The sequence below is a fragment of the Flavobacterium sp. SM2513 genome (assembly GCF_050908145.1).
Lineage (GTDB): Bacteria > Bacteroidota > Bacteroidia > Flavobacteriales > Flavobacteriaceae > Flavobacterium.
Genome location: NZ_CP194228.1, coordinates 1556442 through 1581910, shown reverse-complemented (window position 1 = coordinate 1581910; position 25469 = coordinate 1556442). Strand labels below are relative to the sequence as shown.

Sequence of the window (25469 nt, the reverse complement as noted above, 5' to 3'; positions counted from 1 at the left end):
ATGTTGAAAAAAATACTTCCTACATTTTCGTATTTATTTCATCCGCTGTTTATATCGGTTTATGCGGTGTTGTTCTTTTTCTTTTTTGGAAAACATAATTACGATTATCAAGAAGTTTATTTGGTGATCATTCAAATCGTCATCATCACGATTTTTATTCCGTTAACGGTTTATTACTTGTTACTTTCGCTCGGAAGAGTGGATTCGATTATGTTGGCTCACAAAAACCAGCGGCGATTACCTTTGCTGATTCACTCTATTTTGTTGCTCATTCTTATCCGGAAAAGCATTACTATCGACTACTATCCTATTCTGTACTTTTTCTTTTTAGCTAGTTTCATAAGTACATTTTGGGCGTTCGTATTTTTGTTTACCAAATTTAAAGTGAGTTTGCACATGCTTGCGATTACATCCTTAACTGTTTTTGTAATCGGTATTAGCCTGCATTATAATGTCAGGATGATTTGGATTATTGTTCCGCTGATTGTATGTAACGGCTTGGTTGCTTCCTCCCGACTGGTTATGAAAGCACACACCCCAACGGAACTGATTTTGGGAGGATTAATTGGCACAATCCCACAACTTGGGTTGCTTTATTTTTGGTTATAAAATATAGAACATTAATCCCACATTCAAAGTTCTCATGTTAATAGCCTCTCCTCCATCTGTAGTGACATTCTTATACAAGGGATTGACCCCATAATAGGCTTGAAAGTTCCACGTATTAAACCCAACAGCTATATAAGGTCCGAACTGTAAGTTATTCAAATCACTATTTTTTGAAACACGGTAACTGAATCCATCCCCTTCGTGCCTGCTTTTGTCATAAAGCAAATACTGAAATTTAAACCCCGAATAAATTCGCCAAAATTTATACGAAGTAGGTGTTGAATTTCTCCATCGGAATTCGATTGGAACATCTACAAATAATTGTTCTAACTTGCCTGTAGAAATATCTGAACTAGAAACTACTTCATATTGATTTACTGCATTAAATTCACTTACAACCAAATTTTGCTGATAATTGGCATAGGATAAACCCGCACCAACAGCAATCGCAAAGGTTCGTTTTTTATTGATGGGCATATCGCGCAAGAAACCTAATGAAATTCCAGAAGAGAAACCATTTTGACGAACTGATTTTGGTAAATTAGTCAACACATTATAGGTAATGCCTACATAAAATTGGTCTTCTCGATACAATGAATCCACTTTTGTAAAAAAAGTACTATCGACAATCGTTTCAGAAAATTGCTCTTGAGCGAATGAAGTTGTCAGGGTGAGGAAAGATAGAATTAAAAATAGATATCGCATTTATTCAGAACTATTGAGGTTTTAAGCACTCTACAAATATATCAAAGTTATTTTTAAGGAATGAAATTGTAGCCACAGATTTTATAATTCTGATGCATAAAATATCGATTCTACTTCCCAAAATTTTACTAATTGAATGGCTTATGTGAAGTCTGTTGCTTAAATTTGAGTATCAATATTTAAAAAACATAAATTATGCAAATACAATTCAACACGGACAAAACAGTAGAAGGAAACGAAAGAATGCAGAGCCATTTTTCTGAAGAAATCACAGAAAGTTTTAAACGCTTTGAGGATAAAATAACAAGAGTAGAAGTGCACTTAGGTGACGAGAATAATGAAAAATTTGGCATAGATGACAAAAGATGTTTGATTGAAGTTCGCCTTGCAGGAAAAAATCCAATAGCGGTTACTAACCATGCCAATACAATTGAAAAAGCCATAAGTGGTGCCACTGATAAGATGAAAAAGTTATTGACAACGACTTTTGAAAAACTAAAAGCACACTAAAATAATTATTTAAAACTTCTGATTTATTCAGAAGTTTTTTTTTGGCTTGAAGTTTAATTCCGGATGATGATAAATGTATAAATTACGCTAATTTTGCAAACAGAAATTATTCTATTTTTTACCGATGCAATTATTTGATTTAGTTATTACCGACAAACAAGATGTTGATTTAAAAGACATCATTTTTAGTCTTGAAAATGACCATAGTATTCAAGCTTTACTGAAAGAATACAAGTACATTGACGATTTGTTAAAATATAATTTGCCTGTCAACAATAAGGTTTTGCTTTATGGAAGTTCTGGTTGTGGAAAAACTACCACTGCAAAAGCCATCGCAAAAGCTTTAGGAAAACCACTCTTAATTCTGAACTTAAGTAATGTAGTTTGTTCCCGAATTGGCGAAACGGCTCAAAATGTCAAGCAAGTATTTGACAAAGCAGGACGTGAAAAAGCAATATTATTTTTAGATGAATTTGACCAAATTGGTAAAGAACGAGAAACCGACGATAAAGATGTGGGTGAAATGCGACGTTTAGTAAATTCCATTATCCAACTTATCGATTATTACCCAAAAAACGCCTTGTTAATTTGCGCTACAAATCATGTAGAACTGATTGACAAAGCCTTACTACGAAGGTTTCAGTTGCGAATTAATTTTGAAACGCCTAGTCAAGAAATTTTAGACCAGTATTACAGTTCTATTTTGTCTGCTTTTCCAGAACATTTAAAAAGCATCAACCGAAAATATGGAATCTCCTTTGCGGAAGCAAAAGATGATGCTTTAACCCAAGTGAAAAGTTTGTTGATAACTGAGTTAGAAAAAGCAAGTGATTTGTAAGAATCAAGGCTTAATTTTTCGAGAGGATTTAATGGTTTTCGGAGAACGACTGCCGTGAAAGGCTCGTAAAACTTCTACTCTATTTAAGGCGATATAAATAATTAAATAAGAACCTATTATTATGTTGCGGTAGATTTTAGATTTAATTTTTAAATACCGGCATTCTGGATGCAGTAAATACTGAGTTTCTAAACTTCGAACAGTCATTTTCAAATCTTCATAGAAAATCATTCCTGCTCTTTCACCAAAAGTTGCAGACCCATATTCAAAAATATCAACTATATCTTGAAGATAAAAAGTCGACCTTACTACTTCTTTCTGCTCAGCCTCCATTCTTCGAACCTTTTGTCAAATTCTTTTTCTGTCAAAAACTCTCCCTCTTCTGCTTCTTTGATTAAATTTTCAAAAGCTTCATGAGACATCGGTTTGCCTGGAGTGGCAAGGTTTTCTGCTTTTTGTTCTGATGGTTTCATAACAAATAAATTTTTATAGTAAGTAAAGTTACTAAATTTTCAGATGCGTAGTTAATTTGATTTGAAAACTTTACAATTATAAATGTTCCAAGTTTTCAGGAGAAAAAGCATTTTCAACAGAGTAATCACCAATTTTAGTTCTACGCAAAGCCGTCAAATGCGAACCCGATTGCATGGCTTTCCCAAAGTCAAAAGCTAGTGAACGTATGTAAGTTCCTTTAGAACATTTCACTCTAAAATCAATTTCAGGTAAATCAATTCGCGTAATTTCGAATTCGTAAATGGTCGTTTTTCTAAAGGCTATTTCTACTTCTTCACCAGCACGAGCGTGTTCGTAAAGTCGTTTTCCGTCTTTTTTAATGGCTGAAAATATAGGTGGTTTTTGGTCAATTTCACCCAGAAATTGTTTCACCGTTTCATTAATTAATGCTTCATCAATGTGGGAAGTTGGAAAAGTTTCATCAATCTCAGTTTCCAAATCATACGAAGGAGTTGTTGCACCAATATAAAAAGTTCCGGTATATTCTTTGGCTTGACTTTGAATTTCAGAAATGGTTTTGGTGAATTTTCCTGTACAAACAATCAAGAGTCCTGTAGCCAAAGGATCTAAAGTTCCCGCGTGACCAATTTTAAACTTTTTAGGAAGTCCGACTTTATTTATTAAATGGTATTTTAACTTGTTTACAGCTTGAAAAGAACTCCAAGTTAATGGTTTATCTACCAATAGTACTTGGCCTTCTTGGTATTGTTCGATGCTTAATCTATCCATTATTTAGTATAAAAGTAAATCAACAAAGCGATTCCGATGATGATTCTGTACCAACCCCAAACTTTAAAACCGTATTTTGTAAGTAGGTTGATGAATGTTTTTACCGCAATTAAAGCGACTACAAATGCCACAATATTCCCGATAATAAATAAGTTAATGTGATTCTGGTCTTGCAAAATCATTTCATATCCTTTCATTTCAGTAACAGTACCTTTGCCCCAGGTTTTTACAAAGATAGAATAAACTGTAACGGCTAACATGGTTGGAACGGCTAAAAAGAAAGAGAATTCAGCTGCCGCTTTTCTGCTCAAGCCTTGCGTCATTCCACCAATAATGGAAGCTGCAGAACGAGATGTTCCTGGCATCATGGCAAGACATTGCCAGAATCCGATGATGACTGCTTTTTTAACGGTAATTTCTTTTTCGTCAAGTATAGTAGGATTTTTAAACCAATTGTCGGCAAATAAAAGTACGACACCTCCTAAAACCAATACACTTGAAATCGCAATTTGGTTACCCAAAACTTCTTCAATCAGGTCGTCAAAAAGGTAACCTAAAACCAATGCAGGAATTACAGCAGCAATTAACTTAATATAAAAATTAAAGTTTGAAAAGTCAAAGAATTTTTTCCAATACAATACGACAATGGATAAAATCGCACCAAATTGTATCGAAACTTGAAACATTTTAAGGAACTCGCTTTCCTCCATTCCTAGAAGGTCTGCGGCAAATCCCATGTGGGCCGTTGAGGAAATAGGTAAATATTCAGTAAGTCCTTCGATAATAGCAATAATAATTGCTTGTAATGTATCCATTCTTTTTTAATTATGAATTATGAGTTATAAATTATGAATTTTCAGTTATCGGTTGTGGAACTCAAAATTTCGATATTCCTTAACGAATTATGTAATTAGCTAATTACTTACTCTTTTTCATAATGGCATAAATCGTAATTCCAAAACCAATTAAAACCGTAGTTGGTGCCAATCGGATGCGTCTCCAATTAAAAATCTCTTCGTTAAAAACGGCAGGATTATCAGAACCACCACCTGACATTAGAATGAATCCCAAGGCAATAACAGCAAGTCCGATTAATAAGAATTTGTAATTTACTTTATCAAAAAGAAATTCATGTTGTGGTTTATTTTCCATGGTATTATATTTTTATAATATTAATTCTAAAAGTTTTACTCTAGTATAAATCGTCTGTTCTCAAGTTCAAGAAACGTTGTGTCGCAAAGAAAGTACTCAACCAAGTAATGATAATTCCCACTACTAAAACACCCACTAAAATCGCAGCTGTCATTGTTTCTTCCTCCAAAATATTCAAGTTAGGATACGTTTCATTGATGTAATACAAGACACCAACTAAACATAGTATAGCCAATCCGGCACCAATCATTCCTAGTTTTATACTTCTCCAAATAAATGGTTTTCTAATAAATGATTTTGTAGCACCCACCATTTGCATTGTTTTGATGATAAATCGGTTCGAATAAATGGACAATCGCATTGAACTATTAATCAGCAACACAGCTATAAAAGCAAGAAAACCACTGATAATTAATATCCAGAAACTTACTTTCTTAATGTTGTCATTTACTAAATTCACCAATTGTTTGTCGTACACAATGTCCGAAACCATTTCATTTTTGCGTAAGCGTGATTCAATTTTTGCAATACTATCGTTCACAATATAATCGGCTTTCAAGTGAATGTCAAAGGAGTTTTGCAACGGATTTTCGCCCAAAAAAGTCATGAAATCCTCGCCAATAATATCCGAATGTTGTTTCGCAGCATCTTCTTTCGTTACATAAATAAACGATTTTACAAACGGAGCCGTTTGTAGTTCACTGTCAAAAGCCTTGATAATCGTGTCGTTCGATTCATTATCAAAAAAGACAGTCATGGCAATTTCTTCCTTGAAATCGTCCGATAGTTTTTTAGAATTAATCACAAACAAACCCAAAATTCCCAACAGAAAAAGCACCAAAAAGACACTCAAGACTACTGAAAAATAGGAGGATATTAACCGACGTTTTTGAAATTTATCGTAAGAAGAACTCATAGCTTTTTAATTATGGGGTAAAAATAATAAAGAATTTCTTTAATCGTACTTTATAACGTTCAAAGTTTTAACTTTCGTACAATAAATGTAAATTTGCCACCTCGAAACGATTTTTTTTGTATAGAAGCGAATCGCTCGGGCCGTCATAGAATTCATTTTAACTTTTGAATCTTTTTAAAAACAACCTTTGCATCTTTGTGCCTTTGTGGCAAAATAAATAAAAAATGAAATACAATCCCAACGAAATAGAAGCCAAATGGCAAAAACACTGGAGCGAAAACGGTACTTTTCAAGCCAATAATAATTCCGAAAAACCCAAATACTATGTTCTAGATATGTTTCCTTATCCTTCGGGAGCCGGATTGCACGTTGGGCATCCGCTGGGATACATCGCTTCGGACATTTATTCCCGATTCAAACGTCACAAGGGATTTAATGTTTTGCATCCGCAAGGCTACGATAGTTTTGGACTTCCGGCAGAACAGTATGCCATTCAAACAGGTCAACATCCTGATAAAACTACGAAAGAAAATATTGCTCGATACCGTCAACAATTAGACAGAATTGGTTTTTCATTCGATTGGAGTCGTGAAGTGCGAACTTCAAGTCCTGATTATTACAAATGGACCCAATGGATTTTCATTCAATTGTTCGAATCTTGGTACGATAAAGATGCGAATGAAGCCCGTGACATCAAAACCCTAATCATGGAATTTGAAGCCAACGGAAATGCGAAAGTCAACGCTGTTTGTGACGATAACATCATTGCATTTTCAGCAGAAGATTGGAATTCGTTTACCCATGAAGACCAACAACGCATTTTATTGCAATACCGTATGACGTTTCTTGCCGAAACCGAAGTCAACTGGTGTCCGGCTTTGGGAACCGTTTTGGCGAATGACGAAATCATCAACGGCGTTTCAGAACGTGGTGGTCATCCCGTAATTCGTAAAAAAATGACGCAATGGAGTATGCGAATTTCAGCGTATGCCGAACGTCTTTTGGAAGGTTTGAACGACATCGATTGGACGGAATCATTAAAAGAAAGTCAGCGAAACTGGATTGGAAAATCAGTAGGTGCTTTAGTCACTTTCAAAGTAAAAGATTCAGAATTAGAGCAAGACGATGTCGATTATATATTATCTGGAGATGATACTAGCGAGTACACCATCGAAGTTTTCACCACAAGACCCGACACCATTTTTGGAGTAACCTTCATGACTTTAGCTCCCGAACATGATTTGGTGGCCAAAATTACCACACCAGAACAAAAACACGCGGTTGAATCGTACATAGAAGCTACTGCAAAACGCAGCGAACGCGAACGAATGGCGGATGTAAAAACCATTTCGGGCGTGTTTACTGGAGCTTATGCCGAACATCCGTTTACCAAAGAACCCGTTCCGGTTTGGATAGGCGATTATGTGCTTGCCGGTTACGGTACAGGTGCGGTTATGGCCGTTCCTTGTGGCGACGAACGCGATTATGCTTTTGCCAATTTCTTTAAAGGAACCGAGGGAATGCCGGAAATCAAAAACATTTTTGACCAAGATATTTCTGAAAATGCGTTTGGTGCCAAAGAAGGTTTTAAACTAATCGATTCGGATTTCTTAAACGGAATGGGTTACAAAGAAGCATCGGCGAAAGCCATCGAAGCTTTGGAGGAATTGAACCAAGGAAAAGGAAAAACCAATTACCGCTTGCGTGATGCTGTGTTTTCCCGTCAAAGATATTGGGGCGAACCCTTTCCGGTATATTACGTAAACGGATTGCCGCAAATGATTGCCGCCGAACATTTACCGATTCGTTTGCCAGAAGTAGAGAAGTATTTGCCAACAGAAACCGGCGAACCACCTCTAGGAAATGCAACGGTTTGGGCGTGGAATAGTAGTGCCAATAAAGTAGTGAGTAATGAGTTGATAGATAATAAAACCATTTTTCCACTTGAATTGAACACCATGCCGGGTTGGGCAGGAAGTTCGTGGTATTGGTTGCGTTATATGGATGCTGGAAACGACAAAGAATTTGTTTCTGCCGATGCACAAAACTATTGGCAAAACGTCGATTTATATATAGGAGGAAGCGAACACGCCACCGGACATTTATTGTACTCCCGTTTCTGGAACAAATTCTTGAAAGATAGAGGTTACGTAAACCAAGAAGAACCTTTCAAGAAATTGATTAATCAAGGGATGATTTTGGGCATGAGTGCTTTTGTTAAAAGGTATAATATAAATTTAGACGGCAAGACATTTCTTTTTGTATCTTCAAATAATCAGCCATCAATGAAAACTGGTGGGGGATTTTGTTATTTAGAGTTTGAAAATGGACAAAAAATCACAGAAGTTAATGGAGAAAAATTTAATGAAATTGGAGCACAAACAATTCACATTGATATTTCCTTAATTAATGAAGTTACAAATGAATTAGATATAGATAAATTCATAAATCATCCAATATATAGTGAATATAAAAATTCTCTATTTGTTGGTGAAAATGGAGAACTCATAATAAATAGAAATGATAAAATCAAAGTTCATCGCGAAGTAGAAAAAATGTCTAAATCCAAATACAACGTAGTAACTCCAGACGATATCTGCGAAGAATATGGAGCCGATACTTTACGTTTATACGAAATGTTTTTAGGTCCGCTAGAACAAGCAAAACCTTGGAACACGGCAGGAATTTCGGGAGTATTTGGTTTCTTGAAAAGGTTGTGGAGGTTGTATTTTGACGAAAGTGGATTGATAGTAACTTCTAATCCAGCTTCGGCGGAAGCCTTGAAAACATTGCACAAAACCATTAAGAAAGTCAACGATGATATCGAGGGATTCTCGTTCAACACCTCCGTAAGTCAGTTCATGATTGCCGTCAATGAGTTGACTGCCATGAAATGCCACGAACGTTCGGTTTTAGAACCTTTGGCCATCTTGATTTCGCCTTATGCACCTCATATTGCTGAGGAGTTGTGGGAGAAATTAGGACATCAAATGAGTATTTCCACCGCAGATTTCCCTAAATTCAACCCAGAATATTTAGTAGAAAGCAATAAAGAATACCCGGTTTCCTTTAACGGAAAAATGCGTTTTACCCTCAACTTGCCTTTGGATTTAACCAAGGAACAAATTGAGGAAATCGTCATGAAAGACGAAAGAACCATCAAACAATTGGATGGAAAAACACCTAATAAAGTGATTATCGTTCCGGGAAAAATCATCAACTTAGTGGGATAAATTAGTTTATTTTGATAAAAACCTCCGTGTTTACTAGGGTAAGCACGGAGGTTTTTTGTTTCAAAATCAGTTCCTGCAAGACGTAGGACAACTCCTGCATGACGCAGGACTGCTCCTGCAAAACGCAGGACAACTCCTGCAAAACGCAGGACAACTCCTGCAAGACGTAGGACTACTCCCGCAAGACGCAGGACTGTTCCCGCAAGACGCAGGACTACTCCCGCAAAACGTAGGAGCGTTCCTGTAAAACGCAGGAACACTCCTGCGAAATAGAGGAGCACTCCTGCATAACGGAGGAGCAGTGATACGAAACATTAGAGTTAGCAATACTGGAAATCATACCGTGCTTTTTTGCTGTAAATAAAAAACTATTTATGCTTGGTGCTTCATTGTGTTTTAATCAAAAGAAATAGGTTTGCAAACCCTAATTGAATTGTAGTATTTTGATAACTTTGCCAAAAAATACGAGACATGCACTTTATATCTGAAGAACTGGAAAATTATATCGCTAATCATTCGCAACAAGAACCTGAACTTTTAGCAGCTTTGAACCGCGAAACGCATCAGAAAATCCTTCAGCCTCGTATGTTGAGTGGTCATTTTCAAGGGAGGGTTTTGAGTATGTTATCGAAATTGATTCGACCAATAAACATTCTGGAAATTGGCACTTATACGGGTTATGCCACTTTGTGTTTGTGTGAAGGAATGCAAAAAAATGGTTCGATGGACACGATTGACATCAATGAAGAGTTGGAATCCATTCAAAAGAAATACTTCGATTTATCGCCTTGGCATACACAAATTCAGCAGCACATTGGCGACGCCATAGAAATCATTCCCACCTTAGAAAAGAAGTATGATTTGGTTTTTATTGATGCTGATAAGGAAAATTATTTGAACTATTTTGACCTGATTGTTCCCAAGATGAATGAAGGTGGAATTATTCTTTCTGACAATGTTTTGTGGAGCGGAAAGGTTCTTGAAACGCCTGACCCGCGAGATTTGAGCACAAATGTACTTTTAGCCTACAATAAAAAGATAAATGAAGACCCGAGGGTTGAAACGGTTTTGTTGCCGATAAGAGATGGATTGACGGTAAGTCGGGTTTTATAATTCAGCATCCTCAACCACTTCGATGGGTTCGCGGTTGGGAAAATACTTATCCCGAAGCACTACGTAAAGTTTCAGCACCAAAAGCGCCATTACTATTCCCCAAATATAACCCGCTAAAATATCGCCTGGATAGTGCAAGCCCAAGTATATACGGCTGTAAGCGAATACTAAAGGCCACAGGAACATAAGTTCGATGTACTTTACACGTGTTTTAAGAACGGTGTATAAGAAAAAGCAAGCCGCCATAGAATTAGAAGCGTGACCGGAGATAAAACTAAAGGTTTTACTGGTATGTACGGCTCGAATAAGTCCATCAAGAGCGGGGTCACTTCCTGGGCGAAGTCGTACAAAACGGTATTTGAAAAGGTGATTGGTAGTTTGGTCTGTGATTAAAATCAGCAAAGAAATCATTAGAATGATTAACAAAGCATGACGCCAACCGTAATGTTTGAAAATAAGGTAAAAGAAAATAAGGAAGATAGGAATCCAGTTGATTTGTTTGGTAATCCACAGCCAGAACGGGTCCCATGTTTCATTTCCAAAACTATTTAGGAAAATAAAAACATCGCGGTCTAAATTCAATAAAAATTCCAACATAATTTATCGTTGTCTTTTAATTGGCCCAGTTAAATCGTCTAAGTTTTCTTTTGCCTTTGAAATTTCTGAGTCAATATCAGCCGTTATACTTTTTACATCGAGTGAATGATTGGCTGCCAAATCGTCTTTTATACCGTCGACATGCTCTTTCAATCCACCAAATTCTGATTCGAAACCGCTTGTTAAGCTTTTTCTATCCAGTCCGTTTTCTTCGGCACTTCGAGTAATTTCGTTTTTAATATCATCGGTTGCATTTTTCAATTGCGTCATTCCTTTAGCTAAAGTTCGGGCAATTTCGGGCACTTTATCCGCACCAAAAAGCATAACTGCAATCAATATAATGACAAATATTTCTGAACCTCCAATTCCAAACATGGTATATTTACTTTAGGGTTGCAAAGTTACAAAGGAACTTTGCGAATAAGGGACGTATTTAGCGTTTTTTTATCAATCAAATTTAGAAGGCACCGACTCTTTTGGCCACGTATTATTCGTAACATCAATGTCGGCAGTTTCCAGTTCGGCATCCACGATGATTTTAACAATTGGCTTCTCCGTTGCAAAAGTTCGCGTAACTAGTTCGTCGTTTCGATTCCAAATTTGAGCAGGAAAACGGTGCTTTTCAACGGTTCCGTCGTCAAAAAACAAATCAACAAGTAGTGGCATAACCAATCCTCCGGGTTTGTCAAAAGTAACTTGGTAGAAATAATTAGGATTATTTAATGCTGCTATTTCTTTTTGGGTGAAATTGGTTGCCAGATACTCTTTCAAGGTTTTAATCTCTTTTACATTTACTGATTTTCCTTTCTCTGAAGACTCAATTTCGGTAGCAAAAACCATTGGTCCCGTCAAATTGTAACGACGACGACGCGAAGGTTTCTCCACCTCTAATCCTTTTGGCAATTCATCTGTAACGGTAAATTGTTTTACCTCTTTAATTCCAATATCCGTATAATCTGTGGTGTAAAACCAACCTCTCCAAAACCAATCTAAGTCAACTGCCGAAGCATCTTCCATAGTTCTAAAGAAATCTTCTGGTGTTGGATGCTTGAATTTCCAACGATTCGCATACGTTTTGAATGCATAATCAAAGAGTTCATGGCCCATTATGGTTTCACGAAGAATGTTTAAACCCGTTGCCGGTTTTCCGTAAGCGTTGCTTCCAAATTGCTTTATACTCTCCGAATTGGTCATAATTGGGGAAATATTATCTTGGTCGCCACTCATATAAGGTACAATCAATCGGGCTGGACCACGACGGCTTGGGAAATCTTTTTGAAAAGTGTTTTCGGCTAAATATTGTAGAAACGTATTCAATCCTTCGTCCATCCACGTCCATTGTCTTTCATCCGAATTGACAATCATCGGGAAATAATTGTGTCCCACTTCGTGAATAATCACGCCAATCATACCGTATTTCACCTGGTCCGAATAGGTTCCGTCTGTTTCTGGACGACCAAAGTTCCAGCAAATCATCGGATATTCCATTCCTTGGTCTTGTGCATTTACCGAAACAGCTTTTGGATACGGATAATCAAACGTATAACTGGAATAACTTTTTAAAGTATGAGCTACCGCCCGAGTTGAATATTGTTCCCAAAGTGGGTTTCCTTCCTTTGGATACATGGATTCTGCCATTACGGTTCGGTCGCCCATTTTAACCGCCATGGCATCAAAAATAAATTTACGGGAAGTTGAAATTCCAAAATCTCTAACGTTCTCAGCTTTCCATTTCCAAGTTTTCTTTTTTGTTGAATTACCTTTCTCGGCTTTTATTGCTTCCTCTTGTGTGACAATAATAACTGGATTGTCAAAACTTTTCTCGGCAAGAGCCCAACGTTTTAGTTGCGTCTCTGTAAAAACGTCTTTTTTATTGAGTAAAACGCCGGTCGCATTCATGATATGGTCCGCCGGAACAGTAACATTTACTTCATAGTCTCCGAAAGCTAGAGCGAACTCTCCACCACCCCAAAACTGCATGTTTTGCCAACCTTCCACGTCATTATAAACCGCCATTCGAGGAAAAAACTGTGCTAAAACATAGAGATTATTGCCGTCTTTTTCAAAATGCTCGTAACCGGAACGACCGCCTTCAATCATGTAGTTGTTAATATTGTACCACCATTTGATTGTGAAAACCATTTTCGCACCGTGTTTCAATGGTTCAACCAAATTGATTCGCATCATGGTTTCATTAATTGTATAGGAAAGTGGTTTTCCTTTTTCATCCATAACCGAAACAATGTTAAAGCCTCGCTCTGCTGGTTCTTCAAGATATTTTGTAGAAAATCCTTGTGTACTAATCGCGTCGTCCATGTAGGAGCTTCCGTTTTTCTTAGTAACCGAATTTTTATTTCTTCTGTTTTGGTCCAGTTGCAACCATAAGTAATCGAGCGATTCCTTGGCGTTATTATGATAAGTGATTGTTTCAACACCGTCTAGTCGCGCATTTTTATCATCAAGCTCAATATCCATTTTATAATCGGCTTTCTGCTGGTAATATTCAGGACCAGGAGCTCCAGAAGCGGTTCGATACATGTTTGGAGTGGCCATCAAATCATACATTTGACGGAATTTATTAGTGTCTTCGTGTCCTTTTTGTTTTTCTGTAGTGACTTGCCCAAAAACGATTACTGATGAAAACAGTAAATAAACGACCGATAAATGGTGTAATTTCATGTAGTTTTTTTTTTAAGACCTTAAAAGTAATAAAATAATTTATATTTATTTGAAGTGAATTGTTTCAACGAAGTAATCTCCCGTAAAAAGATAACTTTTCTTCTTGTTAAAAAAATTAGTCTGAATAATATTTTGCTGGTCTGAATTTAATTCTAATAATGCGTTATTCTGAATCTTCATTGCAGACATTTTCTTAATGTCGTTGATTTTTAAGTAAATAATCAAAACATTATTTTCTACTTCTTTGCTTAAAAATTGAATGTTTCTTTCTTTACCATCGATGGCTATTTTCAAATGTTTTTGTAGAAATTTTTGTAGAAACAAAACATCCTGAGCGCTTTCGGCTTTTTCGCCAAGATGCATTTTAGCATTGTATTCCTGTTCCAATGCTGTGTTCAAGTCGTCCAGAAAAATTCGAGCTGTAATCTCTACTCTTTTTTTCTCGGGAACAAAATCGACTTGGTATATGGACACGTAAAATTTGTGCACATTAAACGAACTCAATCCTATAAATAGTAATAGCGTCAGAAGTAAAACAACTTTTTTATTCATTTTTCAAAAGTACTATTCTTTTTTAAATTTAGTGTACTCTTGCTTTTTCAACATTAAGAAATCAATGAGTTCAAAGTCATTGCCATTCGCTGTAAGTTCTTTTGCATTCGGGTCACTTTCGCAGAAATTTAAAAAAGCTTCTGTTTGTTTCTTATCCATTTTGAAATTATTTCTGAAAAACTCAGGTGAAAATCTATTTTGAACAATTACAGAAAATCGTGAGATATCTTTATTTTTATTCCTTTGGGCTTCACTACTTTTTAAAGACCGAATTAGCTTCACACCAATAGCTTGAAAATCCATCATATATCTCGTGTCTAAATAACCAGGCATTAGCTTATTATCAGGCGAAGATTGGACGTCATCTTCATAAAGCGTAGCAATCGCTGTAAGATTATCAATTTTGGGTTTCAGTTGCGTCACTTTAATATTCTCATTGTCTTTTTCAAGATTTCCGCTTAATGCATTTGGATTAATAATCACTTCATCCAGTTGATTTGGTCGACTTTCGATTTTAATTTTCAGCAGTTTTAATTTTAGGTCCGCTTCATTCAAAATAAGACTTTGAACAGGGAAATTCAAGTTCGAAAATATCAAAGTATCTTTCTCACGTACATGAATTTGAAAAGTCCCGTCGCTTCGCGAATACACAGCTAGCTTCGCTGTTTTATTTGTCACTAAAACATTTTCAACTCCTGTAGAATCAGCTACTAATTGACCATAGAGAATTTCTCGTGGTAATTTCTGAGCCATCAAAACACTTGTAAACAACAACAAAACAAAGAGTAATTTATTTTTCATAATCATTTAATTTATTAAATTCAGTGGACAATCGGTATAAGTTAATCTCCACCAGCGCTTCATTTTTAGAATTAATCGCATCAATTAACGCAGCATCGTAGACTGCAAAATTTTTAAAACTACCTAAATATAAAACTTGAATATTTAGCTTATCTGTGAAAAATTTCTCTTGATAATATTGCTCCAATTTTTGCAAAAGAATTTCTTTTTCCTCCGCTTTCAAAGCTCTTTTTAACAATGCGGTTCGTCCTGAAATCCAGTTCATCAACGGGTCTAAACCTATTGACCCACCTGCCATTGTTCCCGCATTAAGGGTAGGATACAATCCTGTAGCTGTTTGTAATCGTCGTTCCGCAGGTGAATATTCTTTTGCAGGACTTGACAAAATTCCTAAAGCTACTGCATTAATTCTTTTATTCTCATAAATCTCAACCTCATCGAGCTGCACTACCTTTGAAGTCATTTCTATTTTAATCGTACCTTTATTATAATCACTTTCTTCAATAATTTTCCGCATGTAATCGAGAAATGATGCCGAGAAAACAAGTAAATCATCTGGTTTTGCTAAAATAGAAAAAACACCTTCAGCATCTGTAACAGCTTCTTTTTCGTTGACCAAGTTAATTACTCGAATTCCGTCCAGTTTTGAATTTTTGACAAGTATTTTGCCTTTCATCAATTTCTCCTTCTGCGAAAAAGCATTCACAGAAATCAAAAGAATAATACAGAAAACCAACTTACTTCGCATCTCGAATTGCTTTATAGTCGGAGGCTAATTTAATCATTATAAAAGTAACAAGGAAAGAATTATCGCCCTTTAATGCTTCTTTTAATTTAAAATCTTCAACTATATAATAGTGAAATCCTCCAATTTCTTCTTTGGGAATTTTAAGTGTTTGCGTGTAAAACGTTTCTGGATAAAGACCGTCTAAAGATACTAATGCAAATTCTTTTTTTTCTGTCTCAATATCGTTGTTTAGCATATCCGTACGTCCAGAAATTTTGTTAAGCAAACCATCTAATGGCGAACTTGTTGCTCCATATAATCTGCGTTCGGCAACTGTGTATTTTTTTGCAGGTTTGGATAAAATTCCCAATGAAACTGCGTTAATTCTGCTATAATTGGTGATTTCAACTTCTTCGAGCATCGTACTGTTTGATGTCATTGCAACAGTAAATATTCCTTTGTCAATATCCTCTTGTTCGATGATTTTTCGCATATAATCCAAATGACTTGCGCTAAAAACAAGTAAATCATCGGCATGAACTTCGATTAGAAAATTACCCATTTCATCTGAAAGCACTTCTTGTTCGGTATTCAAATTAATAACATGGACACCACTTGGTTTTGCATCAGAGACTACAATTTTTCCATTAATTTTAGTGGCTTTCTGTGCAAAAGAGCACGTAGCAATTAAAAGAAAAAATAAAAGACTACTTTTTTTCATCCGAATTGGCTTTAATTGTGAACTCCGAATGCTGTTCGATAAGGTAAAATATCATTTTGCTTCTATCTTTAGATTCTAATAACTTTTTAAACTCTTCTTTTTCTAATACAAAATACACAAACTCACTAACGTTATCTGGACTGACTTTAACCTCCTTAATCAAATCATTTTCTGTCAAAAACTCATTAAACTCTTCTAATCTACGAGCATTTCGTTCTAAGATAATTTCTTTTTTCAAACGTTTAGTCTTTCCGTTAATCGCGTTAAAAATGGGGTCCAATTGCAAAGAGCCTCCAAGTAGTCCTAATAAGTGAATGGGTTTAAAATCTCCCGCAGTTTGTAATTTACGTTCCATAGGAGTGTAACTTTTGGCTGGTTTTTGCAGAATTCCTAAATCAACAGCGTTGTAGGATTTATTATCAATAATTTCAACTTCATTCAATACTATTAACTTAGAAGTCATTTCGATTGTAATTTCTGATTTTTGATAGTCCGAAACCTCAATTAATTTCCGCATATAATCTAAGTTTTCAGATGAAAAAACTAAAATATCATCGGGTTGTACAGAAATTACAAATAAACCTTCTGAATTACTTCTAGCTTCTTCTTCGGTATTCAAATTAAGAATCAAAACATTTGACGGACTTGCGTTACTAACACTGATTTTTCCCTGAACTTGCCTTCTTGTTTGAGCAATTCCGATTGTAGTAAAAAACAGCAGTAAAAAAGGTAAAGTAATTTTCGCTCCCAAATAATTTAATTTACGGTTATTGAATAGATTGTAAATGTATTGGGAAGGCTTCCAAATTAAGTCCTAAAGCGTTTGTAAACTTTTGTTAATTAAATTTTATTCTCATTGAATCATTTGAAGAAGATTTTTATCTTTAAACTCAAATTATTTATATGAAGAATTTAATTATTGCAAGTACATCCACACTTCACGGAGGCGACTATTTAGAATACATTTTACCCGAGCTGAAAATTCATTTCGCTAGCTGTAAATCCATTCTATTTATTCCTTTTGCTCGACCAGGCGGCATTTCACATGAAGATTATACCGAATGTGTTAAAGGAGCTTTCGCAAAAATCAATATTGACGTAAAAGGCTTACATGAATTTGAGGATTTGAAAAAAGCCATTCAAGAAGCTCAGGGAATATTTACTGGAGGTGGAAATACCTTTTTATTGGTGGCACAACTTTACAAATCCGACGTAATGGACATTCTCGCTGAAACCTTAAAATCGGGAACACCTTACTTAGGAACAAGTGCCGGAAGTAATATTACCGGACTATCAATGCAAACTACGAATGACATGCCTATTATTTACCCACCCAGTTTTCAAACTTTGGGAATACTACCGTTTAATTTGAATCCTCATTATCTCGACCCGGATGACCAATCCAAACATATGGGAGAAACGCGTGAAACTCGAATTAAAGAATATCATGCATTCAACACAGTTCCTGTTTTAGGATTACGGGAAGGAAGCTGGCTTGATGTAAAAGGAGACACAGTCACTTTGAAAGGAACTTTAAATGCTAGGATATTTAGAAGGAATCAACCTGCTGAAGAAGTAGAAACGGGAAGTGATTTGAGCGAATTGGGAACGTTGGGATTATGACAAAAAAAAAGCCTCAAATTACTTTGAGGCTTTTGGAGCGAAAGACGAGGCTCGAACTCGCGACAACCAGCTTGGAAGGCTGGAGCTCTACCAACTGAGCTACTTTCGCTTATCAACGGTGCAAATATAAGTAATAAAATTACTTTGTCGCAAGCTTTTTATTCAAAAAAATCAAATTATTTTATAAAAGCAAACCAAAAAAACCCTAATTAATTTACCTTTAAAAAGTTATCGAAATAAAAATTTATGTCAAAAATAAAAACAATTGATTCAGAGTCCACTTTTATCGTTCGGAATCCGGTTTTAAGACCGGGTTTGCCCGTTGAAACTTGTCGTTTTGAAGGAGACAATCTACCAACGACGACACATTTTGGCTATTTCCATGAAGAAATGCTTGTAGGAATTGTGTCTGTTTTTGAAAAATCGAATGCAAACTGGCAATTTGACAAGCAAATTCAAGTTCGAGGAATGGCTGTTTTAGACGAATTTCAAAAGAAAGGCATTGGCGAAAAACTGATGCATAATGTTATTAAATTGGCAAAAGAAAATCAAAAGAAATTAATCTGGTTTTATGCACGAAAAAATGCGGTTCCGTTTTATGAAAGATTAAATTTTCATAAACGCGGAACCGCATTTGAAATTGAAGGCGTAGGCACTCATTATATGATGTACCGATTGCTTTAATTCTTAAGAAACATGTTTCGTCTCATTCTCTTTATCTAAAGAAGGATGATAAATATATAAACAAGATTTATCTTTAATAATTGAAATAATTTCTTTGGTCATATTCATTGGAATTGCTGGACAACCCAAACTACGACCCAAACGGCTGTTATTTTTTATAAACGATTCTGCAACATAATCAGCACCATGCATTACTACAGCACGAGCTCTTGCATTATCATTTACACCACGTTCTAAACCGTCTAAACGTAAAGAAAGTCCATGTTTTCCTTGATAAACTTCACCCGTTGCGTAAAACCCTAAACTACTTTTGTATGATTCTGCTTTATTTGAAAACGAAGTAGCAAACTCATTTCCTGTATTTCTTCCATGTGCTACTAAAGAATTAAAAAGGACTGTATTTGAGTTTAAATCAATAATCCAAAGTCTTTTCGTGTTTGACGATAAACTGAAATCGATTAAAGTCAATATGTTTTTTTGAATTTTACCCTTCGTTTGCAAAGCATAAAAACCTTTTAAAGCTTTTGTAAAACTTTCTAAATTAGGTAGAGAAAGATTATTTGCATCTAAAGAATTGTACAAATTAACCGCTTTAGCTTCTGCCGAAAGGGTAATATTTTCAGCAAGAACTTTGACAGATTGTAGGTTACTGTGTGCTTTATCCGAAACAATTTCGGGATTAGAACTAAAACTCGAGAATAATAAGAAGAAAAATGGAAAAATTCGGTAAATCATTGATAGTGTTTTTTATACATTAATAATGAACGAGGCAAAAATATAAAATTTGATGAGAAAAATAACGTTATGAAAAACTTTAACAAAAATGTTATTTCTAAAACAAATAAAGGGGTAATCGCGAGTTAAACCAACAAATTTTATATTATTTAAAACGTAAGTTGTAAAATTAAATTGTGATTTTACTTGTTAATAATTGTTAAATCACTAGTTTTGTATATATAATACAATGATTATGCCAAACAGCCGCATTTTACAACTTATCTTCATTATAATCATTTCTTTTTCAGCTTATTCGCAAAAGAAAACATTGCAAACGCACTCAATTACCGAAAGAATTTCGATAGATGGTAAAATAGATGAAGCTATTTGGGAATCAGCACATTCAGCCACTAATTTTGTTATGCAAGAACCCGATAATGGAGCGGCGGCTGCTTCTGAAAAAGAAGTTACAGTTCGTGTTTTATATGATAATGAAGCACTTTACATTAGTGCTATTTTAAAAGACAATCAACCAGATAAAATTTTAAAAGAAATTACGCAACGTGATAATTTTGGAACTGCGGATCATTTTGGCGTTTACATTAACGGTTTTAATGATGGTCAACAAGATTTTCGTTTTTTTGTAAGTGCGGCAGGAGTTCAGATGGATTGTATTGCAACAGAAGGAAACGAAGATTATAGTTGGGACGCAATCTGGAACAGCGATGTTACACTAACAGATGAAGGTTGGACTGTTGAAATGCGTATTCCTTATGCTGCATTGCGTTTTTCAAAGGAAAAAGTTCAAACTTGGGGAATTAATTTTTATAGAGAAATTAAACGTGATCGTCAGAAATATACATGGAATTCTGTCAATCTGGAAATTGGTGCTTTACTGCCTCAAACAGGTCGTTTAGAAGGAATTGAAAACATCACACCTCCTACTCGATTGTTTTTCATTCCTTATTCTTCCTATTACTTTGAAAACAACACGACCACCTCTAGCCATACCTTCAAGGCTGGAATGGATATTAAATACGGCATAAATGATTCCTTTACATTAGATGCTATTCTAATTCCAGATTTTGGGCAGACTGTTTATGATAATGTCGAACTGAATTTAGGTCCATTCGAACAACAATTCAATGAAAATCGTCCATTTTTTACTGAAGGAACTGATTTATTTAATAAAGGAGGTTTACTTTATTCGCGAAGAGTTGGCGGAAGACCATCCACTTATGCAACAACTGATGAACAAGATATTGATGTTAAAAATCCGACTTCAGTAAACTTAATTAATGCCGTAAAAGTTTCTGGACGAACGAAAAGCGGCTTGGGTATTGGCGTTTTAAATGCAATAACCGAGCGAACATTTGCTCGTGCATATAACGAAATCACTCAGAAATCGACTAAAATTGAAGTGGAACCTGTAACCAATTACAATGTATTGGTTGTTGATCAAAGGTTTAATCAAAACTCCTCTGTTTCATTTATTAACACTAATGTTACACGAAATGGAACCTTTCGGGATGCCAATGTTTCCGCATTAGTTTACGATTTGAACACAAAAAACAATCGGTATAATTTATCTGGAGATGCAAAATACAGTTATATTAATAGATACGGTAACGCTGATGATAAAAATGGAATTAGTACATCTATTGGAGTTGGAAAGAAAGGCGGCAAATGGCGCTATAATGCGGGTGCAAACTATGTTTCGAAAGAATACGACCCGAACGATTTAGGAATTAATTTCATAACGGATTACCACGGAGGCTATGCTAATTTAGGCTATCGAATTTTAAAACCAACGAAATTATTCAACACATTAAGAATTAATTATAACAATTATTTAGAACTTCAAAATACTTCTGGCCGACTGCAACAAGCTCAATTTAATATTGACATCTCAGCTAATACTCTAAAAAACGATTATCTAGCCTTTTCATTTTACGTAAACCCATTAAAAGTATATGATTTCTATGAAGCTCGAGTAGAAAATCAGTTTGTAACACTTCCGAAAAATATTTACACTTCACTATATTTATCAACGAATTACAATCGAAAATTCGCTATAGATATCACGCCGCACTCTAAAATATATAATGAGAAAAAACGTATAATGTATGGAATTACAGTCAGTCCAAGGTACCGGTTCAACAATCGTTTTCTGATGACTTATTCGTTGGATATGTTCCGACAAAACAGTGACAAAGGTTTTGCTGCATTTGATACTGCAGATGAAGTGGTGTTTTCTGAACGAGATATTCGAGCACTTACCCATGAGATTTCAGCAAAATATGCCTTAAGTCCACGAATGACATTGAATCTTGCTGCGCGATACTATTGGGCTATTTCTGAAAACAGAGCCTATCTTTCTTTAAAAAATAATGGTTCATTGGTTAGTGGAAATCCTTTTGCAGGAGATACTAATATTAATTACAATACGCTAAATTTTGATTTATCGTACTCATGGTGGTTTGCACCTGGAAGTGAAATATCAGTTCTATATCGAAACAATGGATCAACTTATACCAACTTAATTAATCGAAATATAGGTCCAAATTTCAATAATCTCATCGATAGCAATTTGAATACGATTTTCTCCATTAGTCTTCGCTATTTTATTGATTATAATGCGGTGAAAAACATTTTTTAATTTAATATTTTTTCATTAATTATCATTTTAAAATAATTACATCAGTTTCTATTTTTTTACCTTTGTTTAAAATACAAACCAGATGAATAAGAAAGTAATTTTAATGATTTTAGACGGTTGGGGAAAATCACCTGACCCAAAAGTTTCCGCTATAGATAATGCAAATACTCCTTTTATTGATAGTTTATACGCTAAATATCCAAGTGCACAACTTCGGACAGATGGTTTAAATGTAGGCTTGCCTGAAGGTCAGATGGGGAATTCTGAAGTAGGACACATGAATTTAGGTGCCGGAAGAATTATTTATCAAGATTTAGCCAAAATAAATTTAGCCGTTCAAAATCATACCTTGAAAAATGAAAAAACATTGGTTGATGTTTTTGAATTTGCAAAAAAGAACAATCGAAAAGTGCACTTTTTAGGATTGGTTTCTGATGGTGGCGTTCATTCCCACATCAATCATTTAAAAGGTCTTGTAGAAGCCGCTGAAAATTATGGCCTTCAAAAAGTATTTATTCACGCTTTTACTGACGGTCGGGACGTTGATCCAAAATCAGGAATTGGTTTTATCGCTGATTTAGAAACTTTTTTAAGTACAAAGAAAGCAAAATTAGCTTCGGTTATTGGTCGGTATTACGCAATGGATCGAGATAGACGTTGGGAAAGAGTGAAACTTGCATACGATTTATTAGTAAATGGAAAGGGAAAATATTCCAAAAATGCCATTGAAAGCATTCAAGAAAGTTACGACCATAAAACTACCGACGAGTTTATCGAACCAATTGTTATGACTGATGATTCAAATAATCCAATTGCAACAATTGAAGAAGGCGATGTCGTTCTTTTTTTTAATTTCAGAACAGACCGTGGTCGTCAACTGACAGAAGTGTTGACGCAATGCGACATGCACGAATTCAACATGCATAAATTGAATGATTTATATTACGTCACGATGACGAATTATGATGACACCTATAAAGGAATGCACGTCATTTACGACAAAGACAATATCACAGAAACTTTAGGTGAAGTACTTGAGAAGCACGGAAAGAAACAAATTCGTATTGCTGAAACCGAAAAATATCCGCACGTAACTTTTTTCTTTTCCGGAGGTCGCGAAGCAGAATTTGTTGGTGAAAGTCGGATTTTATGTCCTTCGCCAAAAGTGGCAACTTACGATTTACAACCCGAAATGAGTGCTTTTGATTTGACTAAAGCTTTACTTCCAAGATTGGAGCAAGAGGAAGTTGATTTCGTCTGTTTGAATTTTGCAAACGGTGACATGGTTGGACACACTGGAGTTATGGCAGCTGCGATAACAGCGTGTGAAGCGGTAGACCAATGTGTTGAAAAAGTAATTACAACAGCATTGGCACATAATTATACTACAATCGTAATTGCTGATCATGGAAATTGCGAGACGATGATAAATCCCGATGGTTCTCCAAATACAGCTCATACAACGAATCCTGTTCCAATTATTTTAGTTGACAAAGATTTGAAGTTCATAAATAATGGTGTTTTGAGTGATATTGCTCCAACAATTTTAGAACTTATCGGTATTGAAAAACCTGGAGCAATGACGCGACATTCACTTTTACATTAAAACTACAACCATCTTTAAATGTTTCAATAAGAATAATCATTTTGTTGAAACATTTTTTTTTAAAAAAAGCTGAACATTTAGAATAAATTATTGCAACAGTACTTCCGACGTTCAATTCGTTTAAAATTGTTACTTTTGCAGAATCAAAAAATAAGAAAATGATTATCCAAAAATCAAGAGAAGAAATCGAATTAATGCGTCAAAGCGCTTTATTGGTTTCTAAAACTTTAGGAATGATTGCGACCGAAATCAAAGAAGGCGTAACCACTTTACATTTAGATAAATTAGCAGAAGCATATATACGTGACAATGGAGGGATTCCAGGTTTTCTTGGACTTTACGGTTGTCCATCGACACTTTTAACAAGTGTAAATGAGCAAGTAGTTCATGGTCTACCTACGAATCGACCTATTGAAAATGGAGATATTGTATCCGTAGACTGTGGTGCAATTTTGAATGAATTCTATGGCGATCACGCTTATACGTTCGAAATTGGCGATGTAGCTCCTGAGACTAAAAAACTGCTTCAAGTTACTAAAGAATCTTTATACGTTGGGATACGCGAATTAAAAATCGGAAACCGCGTTGAGGATGTTGGAAATGCAATACAAACTTATTGCGAATCGCATAAATATACCGTTGTTCGAGAATTAGTTGGACACGGATTGGGACGAAAAATGCATGAAGATCCTGAAATGCCAAACTATGGTAAGAGAGGTCGTGGGAAATTATTTGTTGAAGGGATGGTTGTCGCTATCGAACCAATGATTAACCTTGGAACGCGTAACATTAAAACTTTGAAAGACGGTTGGACTATTGTTACAGCGGATAGAAAACCTAGTGCTCATTTTGAGCATAACGTTGCCATTGTAAATGGAAAGCCAGAATTGCTTTCTACTTTTGGATATGTATATGAAGCATTAGGAATTATTTCTGAAGAAGAAAATGAATTTAGAATGCAACCTTTGGTATTGTAATCCATGAAGAAATTGTTCAAATTCATTTTAAACACTATTCCCCGACCGTTATTAATTCGAATGAGTTATGTGGCGCGACCGATGATGGAATATGTTTTAAAAGGCTCAACCTTTACCGATCCAATTGACGAAAAAAGCTTTAAAAGTTTCCTTCCATACGGCTACGGAACACAACGAAATAATGTGCTGTCGCCAAGCACTTTATCATTGGAACGCCACCGCTTATTGTGGTTGTATCTAAAAAACGAGACCGATTTTTTTACAGCACCAAAAAAAGTGTTGCATTTTGCACCTGAACAGGCATTTTATAAAAGGTTTCGCAGTCAGAAAAATCTCGATTATACAACGACTGATTTACTTTCTCCGTTGGCAGACGTAAAAGCAGATATTTGTAATTTACCTTTCAAAGACAATACTTATGATATCATTTTGTGTAATCATGTTTTGGAACACATTCCTGATGACACAAAAGCGATGCAAGAACTATATCGCGTACTAAAACCTGGCGGAATGGGGATTTTTCAGATTCCGCAAGATTTAAATCGTGCTACTACTTTTGCAGATGATACTATTGTTAATCAAAAAGAACGTGCAAAAATATTCGGACAATACGACCATGTTCGGATTTATGGACGTGATTATTTTGATAAACTACGAAGTATTGGATTTACAGTAATTGAAGAAGATTATACTACAAATTTAAGTCCTGAATTAGTGACAAAATATTGTTTAGCACCGGGAGAGATTATTCCCGTTTGCTATAAATAAAAAAAGCCTGATTTTAAAATCAGGCTTCCTTTTTTCAAAC

The 25469-nt window shown here is 35.3% G+C and carries 27 protein-coding genes and 1 tRNA gene; 11 read left to right on the top strand and 17 right to left on the bottom strand.

Going from position 1 to position 25469, the window contains the following annotated elements; translation table 11 throughout:
* Positions 1-609: a hypothetical protein gene (locus tag ACQ5J2_RS06335; protein ID WP_432672891.1), complete on the top strand. Its 609-nt coding sequence runs from the start codon at positions 1-3 to the stop codon at positions 607-609.
* On the opposite strand, the gene ACQ5J2_RS06330 is transcribed toward ACQ5J2_RS06335, so the two are convergent.
* Positions 604-1314, bottom strand: a complete 711-nt coding sequence (locus ACQ5J2_RS06330) for a porin family protein (protein WP_432672890.1) — start codon at positions 1312-1314, stop codon at positions 604-606. The genes ACQ5J2_RS06335 and ACQ5J2_RS06330 overlap by 6 nt on opposite strands.
* A gap of 195 nt (positions 1315-1509) precedes the next feature.
* On the opposite strand from ACQ5J2_RS06330, the gene ACQ5J2_RS06325 reads away from it, so the two are divergent.
* Positions 1510-1824, top strand: coding sequence for an HPF/RaiA family ribosome-associated protein (locus ACQ5J2_RS06325; protein ID WP_432672889.1), 315 nt, complete (start codon positions 1510-1512; stop codon positions 1822-1824).
* 124 nt (positions 1825-1948) lie between these two features.
* Positions 1949-2662 carry an AAA family ATPase gene (locus tag ACQ5J2_RS06320; protein ID WP_432672888.1) on the top strand — a complete coding sequence of 238 codons (714 nt, stop codon included), beginning with the start codon at positions 1949-1951 and terminating at the stop codon, positions 2660-2662.
* A gap of 3 nt (positions 2663-2665) precedes the next feature.
* Here ACQ5J2_RS06320 and ACQ5J2_RS06315 read toward each other — a convergent pair whose 3' ends face one another.
* The 6 genes from ACQ5J2_RS06315 to ACQ5J2_RS06290 form a co-directional block, all read right to left on the bottom strand.
* Positions 2666-2995, bottom strand: coding sequence for a type II toxin-antitoxin system RelE/ParE family toxin (locus tag ACQ5J2_RS06315; RefSeq protein ID WP_432672887.1), 330 nt, complete (start codon positions 2993-2995; stop codon positions 2666-2668).
* Positions 2971-3135 carry a hypothetical protein gene (locus ACQ5J2_RS06310; protein WP_432672886.1) on the bottom strand — a complete coding sequence of 55 codons (165 nt, stop codon included), beginning with the start codon at positions 3133-3135 and terminating at the stop codon, positions 2971-2973. The genes ACQ5J2_RS06315 and ACQ5J2_RS06310 overlap by 25 nt, the downstream gene beginning before the upstream one ends.
* A 76-nt stretch (positions 3136-3211) precedes the next feature.
* Positions 3212-3904 carry a tRNA pseudouridine(55) synthase TruB gene (gene truB / locus ACQ5J2_RS06305; protein WP_432672885.1) on the bottom strand — a complete coding sequence of 231 codons (693 nt, stop codon included), beginning with the start codon at positions 3902-3904 and terminating at the stop codon, positions 3212-3214.
* Complete coding sequence (locus tag ACQ5J2_RS06300; protein WP_432672884.1) at positions 3904-4719, bottom strand: undecaprenyl-diphosphate phosphatase; 816 nt, start codon at positions 4717-4719, stop codon at positions 3904-3906. Before ACQ5J2_RS06300 ends, truB begins: the two co-directional genes overlap by 1 nt.
* Before the next feature lie 103 nt (positions 4720-4822).
* Positions 4823-5056, bottom strand: coding sequence for a DUF3098 domain-containing protein (locus ACQ5J2_RS06295; RefSeq protein ID WP_432672883.1), 234 nt, complete (start codon positions 5054-5056; stop codon positions 4823-4825).
* Positions 5057-5096: 40 nt separating this feature from the next.
* Positions 5097-5972: a cell division protein FtsX gene (locus ACQ5J2_RS06290; protein WP_432672882.1), complete on the bottom strand. Its 876-nt coding sequence runs from the start codon at positions 5970-5972 to the stop codon at positions 5097-5099.
* 224 nt (positions 5973-6196) lie between these two features.
* Here ACQ5J2_RS06290 and ACQ5J2_RS06285 point away from each other — a divergent pair, with 224 nt between their 5' ends.
* Positions 6197-9205, top strand: coding sequence for a leucine--tRNA ligase (locus tag ACQ5J2_RS06285; protein ID WP_432672881.1), 3009 nt, complete (start codon positions 6197-6199; stop codon positions 9203-9205).
* A 471-nt stretch (positions 9206-9676) separates the two neighbouring features.
* The gene (locus ACQ5J2_RS06280) at positions 9677-10318 is read left to right on the top strand and encodes an O-methyltransferase (RefSeq protein ID WP_432672880.1); all 642 of its coding nucleotides are present in this window, start codon (positions 9677-9679) and stop codon (positions 10316-10318) included.
* Here the strand turns inward: ACQ5J2_RS06280 and ACQ5J2_RS06275 are convergent.
* The 8 genes from ACQ5J2_RS06275 to ACQ5J2_RS06240 form a co-directional block, all read right to left on the bottom strand.
* Positions 10313-10915, bottom strand: coding sequence for a phosphatase PAP2 family protein (locus ACQ5J2_RS06275; RefSeq protein WP_432672879.1), 603 nt, complete (start codon positions 10913-10915; stop codon positions 10313-10315). The genes ACQ5J2_RS06280 and ACQ5J2_RS06275 overlap by 6 nt on opposite strands.
* Positions 10916-10918: 3 nt before the next feature.
* The gene (locus ACQ5J2_RS06270; protein WP_432672878.1) at positions 10919-11290 is read right to left on the bottom strand and encodes a Sec-independent protein translocase subunit TatA/TatB; all 372 of its coding nucleotides are present in this window, start codon (positions 11288-11290) and stop codon (positions 10919-10921) included.
* A gap of 72 nt (positions 11291-11362) precedes the next feature.
* Positions 11363-13594, bottom strand: coding sequence for a M1 family metallopeptidase (locus ACQ5J2_RS06265; RefSeq protein ID WP_432672877.1), 2232 nt, complete (start codon positions 13592-13594; stop codon positions 11363-11365).
* Positions 13595-13639: 45 nt separating this feature from the next.
* A complete protein-coding gene (locus tag ACQ5J2_RS06260; protein ID WP_432672876.1) occupies positions 13640-14146 on the bottom strand; it encodes a DUF6702 family protein in 507 nt (168 codons plus the stop codon).
* 12 nt (positions 14147-14158) lie between these two features.
* Positions 14159-14947: a hypothetical protein gene (locus ACQ5J2_RS06255; protein WP_432672875.1), complete on the bottom strand. Its 789-nt coding sequence runs from the start codon at positions 14945-14947 to the stop codon at positions 14159-14161.
* Positions 14937-15695 (bottom strand): hypothetical protein, encoded by a 759-nt coding sequence (locus ACQ5J2_RS06250; RefSeq protein ID WP_432672874.1) that lies wholly within the window; start codon positions 15693-15695, stop codon positions 14937-14939. Before ACQ5J2_RS06250 ends, ACQ5J2_RS06255 begins: the two co-directional genes overlap by 11 nt.
* Positions 15685-16395 (bottom strand): hypothetical protein, encoded by a 711-nt coding sequence (locus ACQ5J2_RS06245; protein ID WP_432672873.1) that lies wholly within the window; start codon positions 16393-16395, stop codon positions 15685-15687. The genes ACQ5J2_RS06250 and ACQ5J2_RS06245 overlap by 11 nt, the downstream gene beginning before the upstream one ends.
* Positions 16382-17146, bottom strand: coding sequence for a hypothetical protein (locus ACQ5J2_RS06240; protein WP_432672872.1), 765 nt, complete (start codon positions 17144-17146; stop codon positions 16382-16384). The genes ACQ5J2_RS06245 and ACQ5J2_RS06240 overlap by 14 nt, the downstream gene beginning before the upstream one ends.
* A 152-nt stretch (positions 17147-17298) precedes the next feature.
* Between ACQ5J2_RS06240 and pepE the strand changes: the two genes are divergently transcribed.
* Positions 17299-18018, top strand: coding sequence for a dipeptidase PepE (gene pepE, locus ACQ5J2_RS06235; protein WP_432672871.1), 720 nt, complete (start codon positions 17299-17301; stop codon positions 18016-18018).
* Positions 18019-18051: 33 nt separating this feature from the next.
* Here pepE and ACQ5J2_RS06230 read toward each other — a convergent pair.
* Positions 18052-18127 (bottom strand) — tRNA-Gly (locus ACQ5J2_RS06230).
* A 137-nt stretch (positions 18128-18264) separates the two neighbouring features.
* Between ACQ5J2_RS06230 and ACQ5J2_RS06225 the strand changes: the two genes are divergently transcribed.
* Complete coding sequence (locus ACQ5J2_RS06225; protein ID WP_432672870.1) at positions 18265-18702, top strand: GNAT family N-acetyltransferase; 438 nt, start codon at positions 18265-18267, stop codon at positions 18700-18702.
* A gap of 3 nt (positions 18703-18705) precedes the next feature.
* Here ACQ5J2_RS06225 and ACQ5J2_RS06220 read toward each other — a convergent pair whose 3' ends face one another.
* The gene (locus tag ACQ5J2_RS06220) at positions 18706-19437 is read right to left on the bottom strand and encodes a murein L,D-transpeptidase catalytic domain family protein (protein ID WP_432672869.1); all 732 of its coding nucleotides are present in this window, start codon (positions 19435-19437) and stop codon (positions 18706-18708) included.
* Positions 19438-19672: 235 nt separating this feature from the next.
* Between ACQ5J2_RS06220 and ACQ5J2_RS06215 the strand changes: the two genes are divergently transcribed.
* The 4 genes from ACQ5J2_RS06215 to ACQ5J2_RS06200 all read left to right on the top strand — a co-directional run bounded on the left by ACQ5J2_RS06215 (position 19673) and on the right by ACQ5J2_RS06200 (position 25429).
* A complete protein-coding gene (locus tag ACQ5J2_RS06215) occupies positions 19673-22078 on the top strand; it encodes a DUF5916 domain-containing protein (protein ID WP_432672868.1) in 2406 nt (801 codons plus the stop codon).
* Between the two features lie 82 nt (positions 22079-22160).
* Positions 22161-23684, top strand: a complete 1524-nt coding sequence (gpmI, locus tag ACQ5J2_RS06210; RefSeq protein WP_432672867.1) for a 2,3-bisphosphoglycerate-independent phosphoglycerate mutase — start codon at positions 22161-22163, stop codon at positions 23682-23684.
* A 158-nt stretch (positions 23685-23842) separates the two neighbouring features.
* A complete protein-coding gene (map, locus tag ACQ5J2_RS06205; protein ID WP_432672866.1) occupies positions 23843-24661 on the top strand; it encodes a type I methionyl aminopeptidase in 819 nt (272 codons plus the stop codon).
* Between the two features lie 3 nt (positions 24662-24664).
* Entirely contained in the window at positions 24665-25429 is a 765-nt protein-coding gene (locus tag ACQ5J2_RS06200) for a class I SAM-dependent methyltransferase (RefSeq protein WP_432672865.1), read from the top strand.
* Positions 25430-25469 lie beyond the last annotated feature (40 nt).

Coding starts and splice junctions, on each gene's coding strand:
- ACQ5J2_RS06220 (WP_432672869.1), bottom strand. CDS start 19,437: ATGATTTACCGAATTTTTCCATTTTTCTTCTTATTATTCTCGAGTTTT.
- ACQ5J2_RS06290 (WP_432672882.1), bottom strand. CDS start 5,972: ATGAGTTCTTCTTACGATAAATTTCAAAAACGTCGGTTAATATCCTCC.
- ACQ5J2_RS06200 (WP_432672865.1), top strand. CDS start 24,665: ATGAAGAAATTGTTCAAATTCATTTTAAACACTATTCCCCGACCGTTA.
- ACQ5J2_RS06300 (WP_432672884.1), bottom strand. CDS start 4,719: ATGGATACATTACAAGCAATTATTATTGCTATTATCGAAGGACTTACT.
- ACQ5J2_RS06315 (WP_432672887.1), bottom strand. CDS start 2,995: ATGGAGGCTGAGCAGAAAGAAGTAGTAAGGTCGACTTTTTATCTTCAA.
- gpmI (WP_432672867.1), top strand. CDS start 22,161: ATGAATAAGAAAGTAATTTTAATGATTTTAGACGGTTGGGGAAAATCA.
- ACQ5J2_RS06310 (WP_432672886.1), bottom strand. CDS start 3,135: ATGAAACCATCAGAACAAAAAGCAGAAAACCTTGCCACTCCAGGCAAA.
- ACQ5J2_RS06280 (WP_432672880.1), top strand. CDS start 9,677: ATGCACTTTATATCTGAAGAACTGGAAAATTATATCGCTAATCATTCG.
- ACQ5J2_RS06215 (WP_432672868.1), top strand. CDS start 19,673: ATGCCAAACAGCCGCATTTTACAACTTATCTTCATTATAATCATTTCT.
- ACQ5J2_RS06225 (WP_432672870.1), top strand. CDS start 18,265: ATGTCAAAAATAAAAACAATTGATTCAGAGTCCACTTTTATCGTTCGG.
- ACQ5J2_RS06285 (WP_432672881.1), top strand. CDS start 6,197: ATGAAATACAATCCCAACGAAATAGAAGCCAAATGGCAAAAACACTGG.
- ACQ5J2_RS06265 (WP_432672877.1), bottom strand. CDS start 13,594: ATGAAATTACACCATTTATCGGTCGTTTATTTACTGTTTTCATCAGTA.
- pepE (WP_432672871.1), top strand. CDS start 17,299: ATGAAGAATTTAATTATTGCAAGTACATCCACACTTCACGGAGGCGAC.
- ACQ5J2_RS06255 (WP_432672875.1), bottom strand. CDS start 14,947: ATGAAAAATAAATTACTCTTTGTTTTGTTGTTGTTTACAAGTGTTTTG.
- ACQ5J2_RS06275 (WP_432672879.1), bottom strand. CDS start 10,915: ATGTTGGAATTTTTATTGAATTTAGACCGCGATGTTTTTATTTTCCTA.
- ACQ5J2_RS06295 (WP_432672883.1), bottom strand. CDS start 5,056: ATGGAAAATAAACCACAACATGAATTTCTTTTTGATAAAGTAAATTAC.
- ACQ5J2_RS06250 (WP_432672874.1), bottom strand. CDS start 15,695: ATGCGAAGTAAGTTGGTTTTCTGTATTATTCTTTTGATTTCTGTGAAT.
- ACQ5J2_RS06245 (WP_432672873.1), bottom strand. CDS start 16,395: ATGAAAAAAAGTAGTCTTTTATTTTTTCTTTTAATTGCTACGTGCTCT.
- ACQ5J2_RS06325 (WP_432672889.1), top strand. CDS start 1,510: ATGCAAATACAATTCAACACGGACAAAACAGTAGAAGGAAACGAAAGA.
- truB (WP_432672885.1), bottom strand. CDS start 3,904: ATGGATAGATTAAGCATCGAACAATACCAAGAAGGCCAAGTACTATTG.
- ACQ5J2_RS06335 (WP_432672891.1), top strand. CDS start 1: ATGTTGAAAAAAATACTTCCTACATTTTCGTATTTATTTCATCCGCTG.
- map (WP_432672866.1), top strand. CDS start 23,843: ATGATTATCCAAAAATCAAGAGAAGAAATCGAATTAATGCGTCAAAGC.
- ACQ5J2_RS06270 (WP_432672878.1), bottom strand. CDS start 11,290: ATGTTTGGAATTGGAGGTTCAGAAATATTTGTCATTATATTGATTGCA.
- ACQ5J2_RS06260 (WP_432672876.1), bottom strand. CDS start 14,146: ATGAATAAAAAAGTTGTTTTACTTCTGACGCTATTACTATTTATAGGA.
- ACQ5J2_RS06330 (WP_432672890.1), bottom strand. CDS start 1,314: ATGCGATATCTATTTTTAATTCTATCTTTCCTCACCCTGACAACTTCA.
- ACQ5J2_RS06320 (WP_432672888.1), top strand. CDS start 1,949: ATGCAATTATTTGATTTAGTTATTACCGACAAACAAGATGTTGATTTA.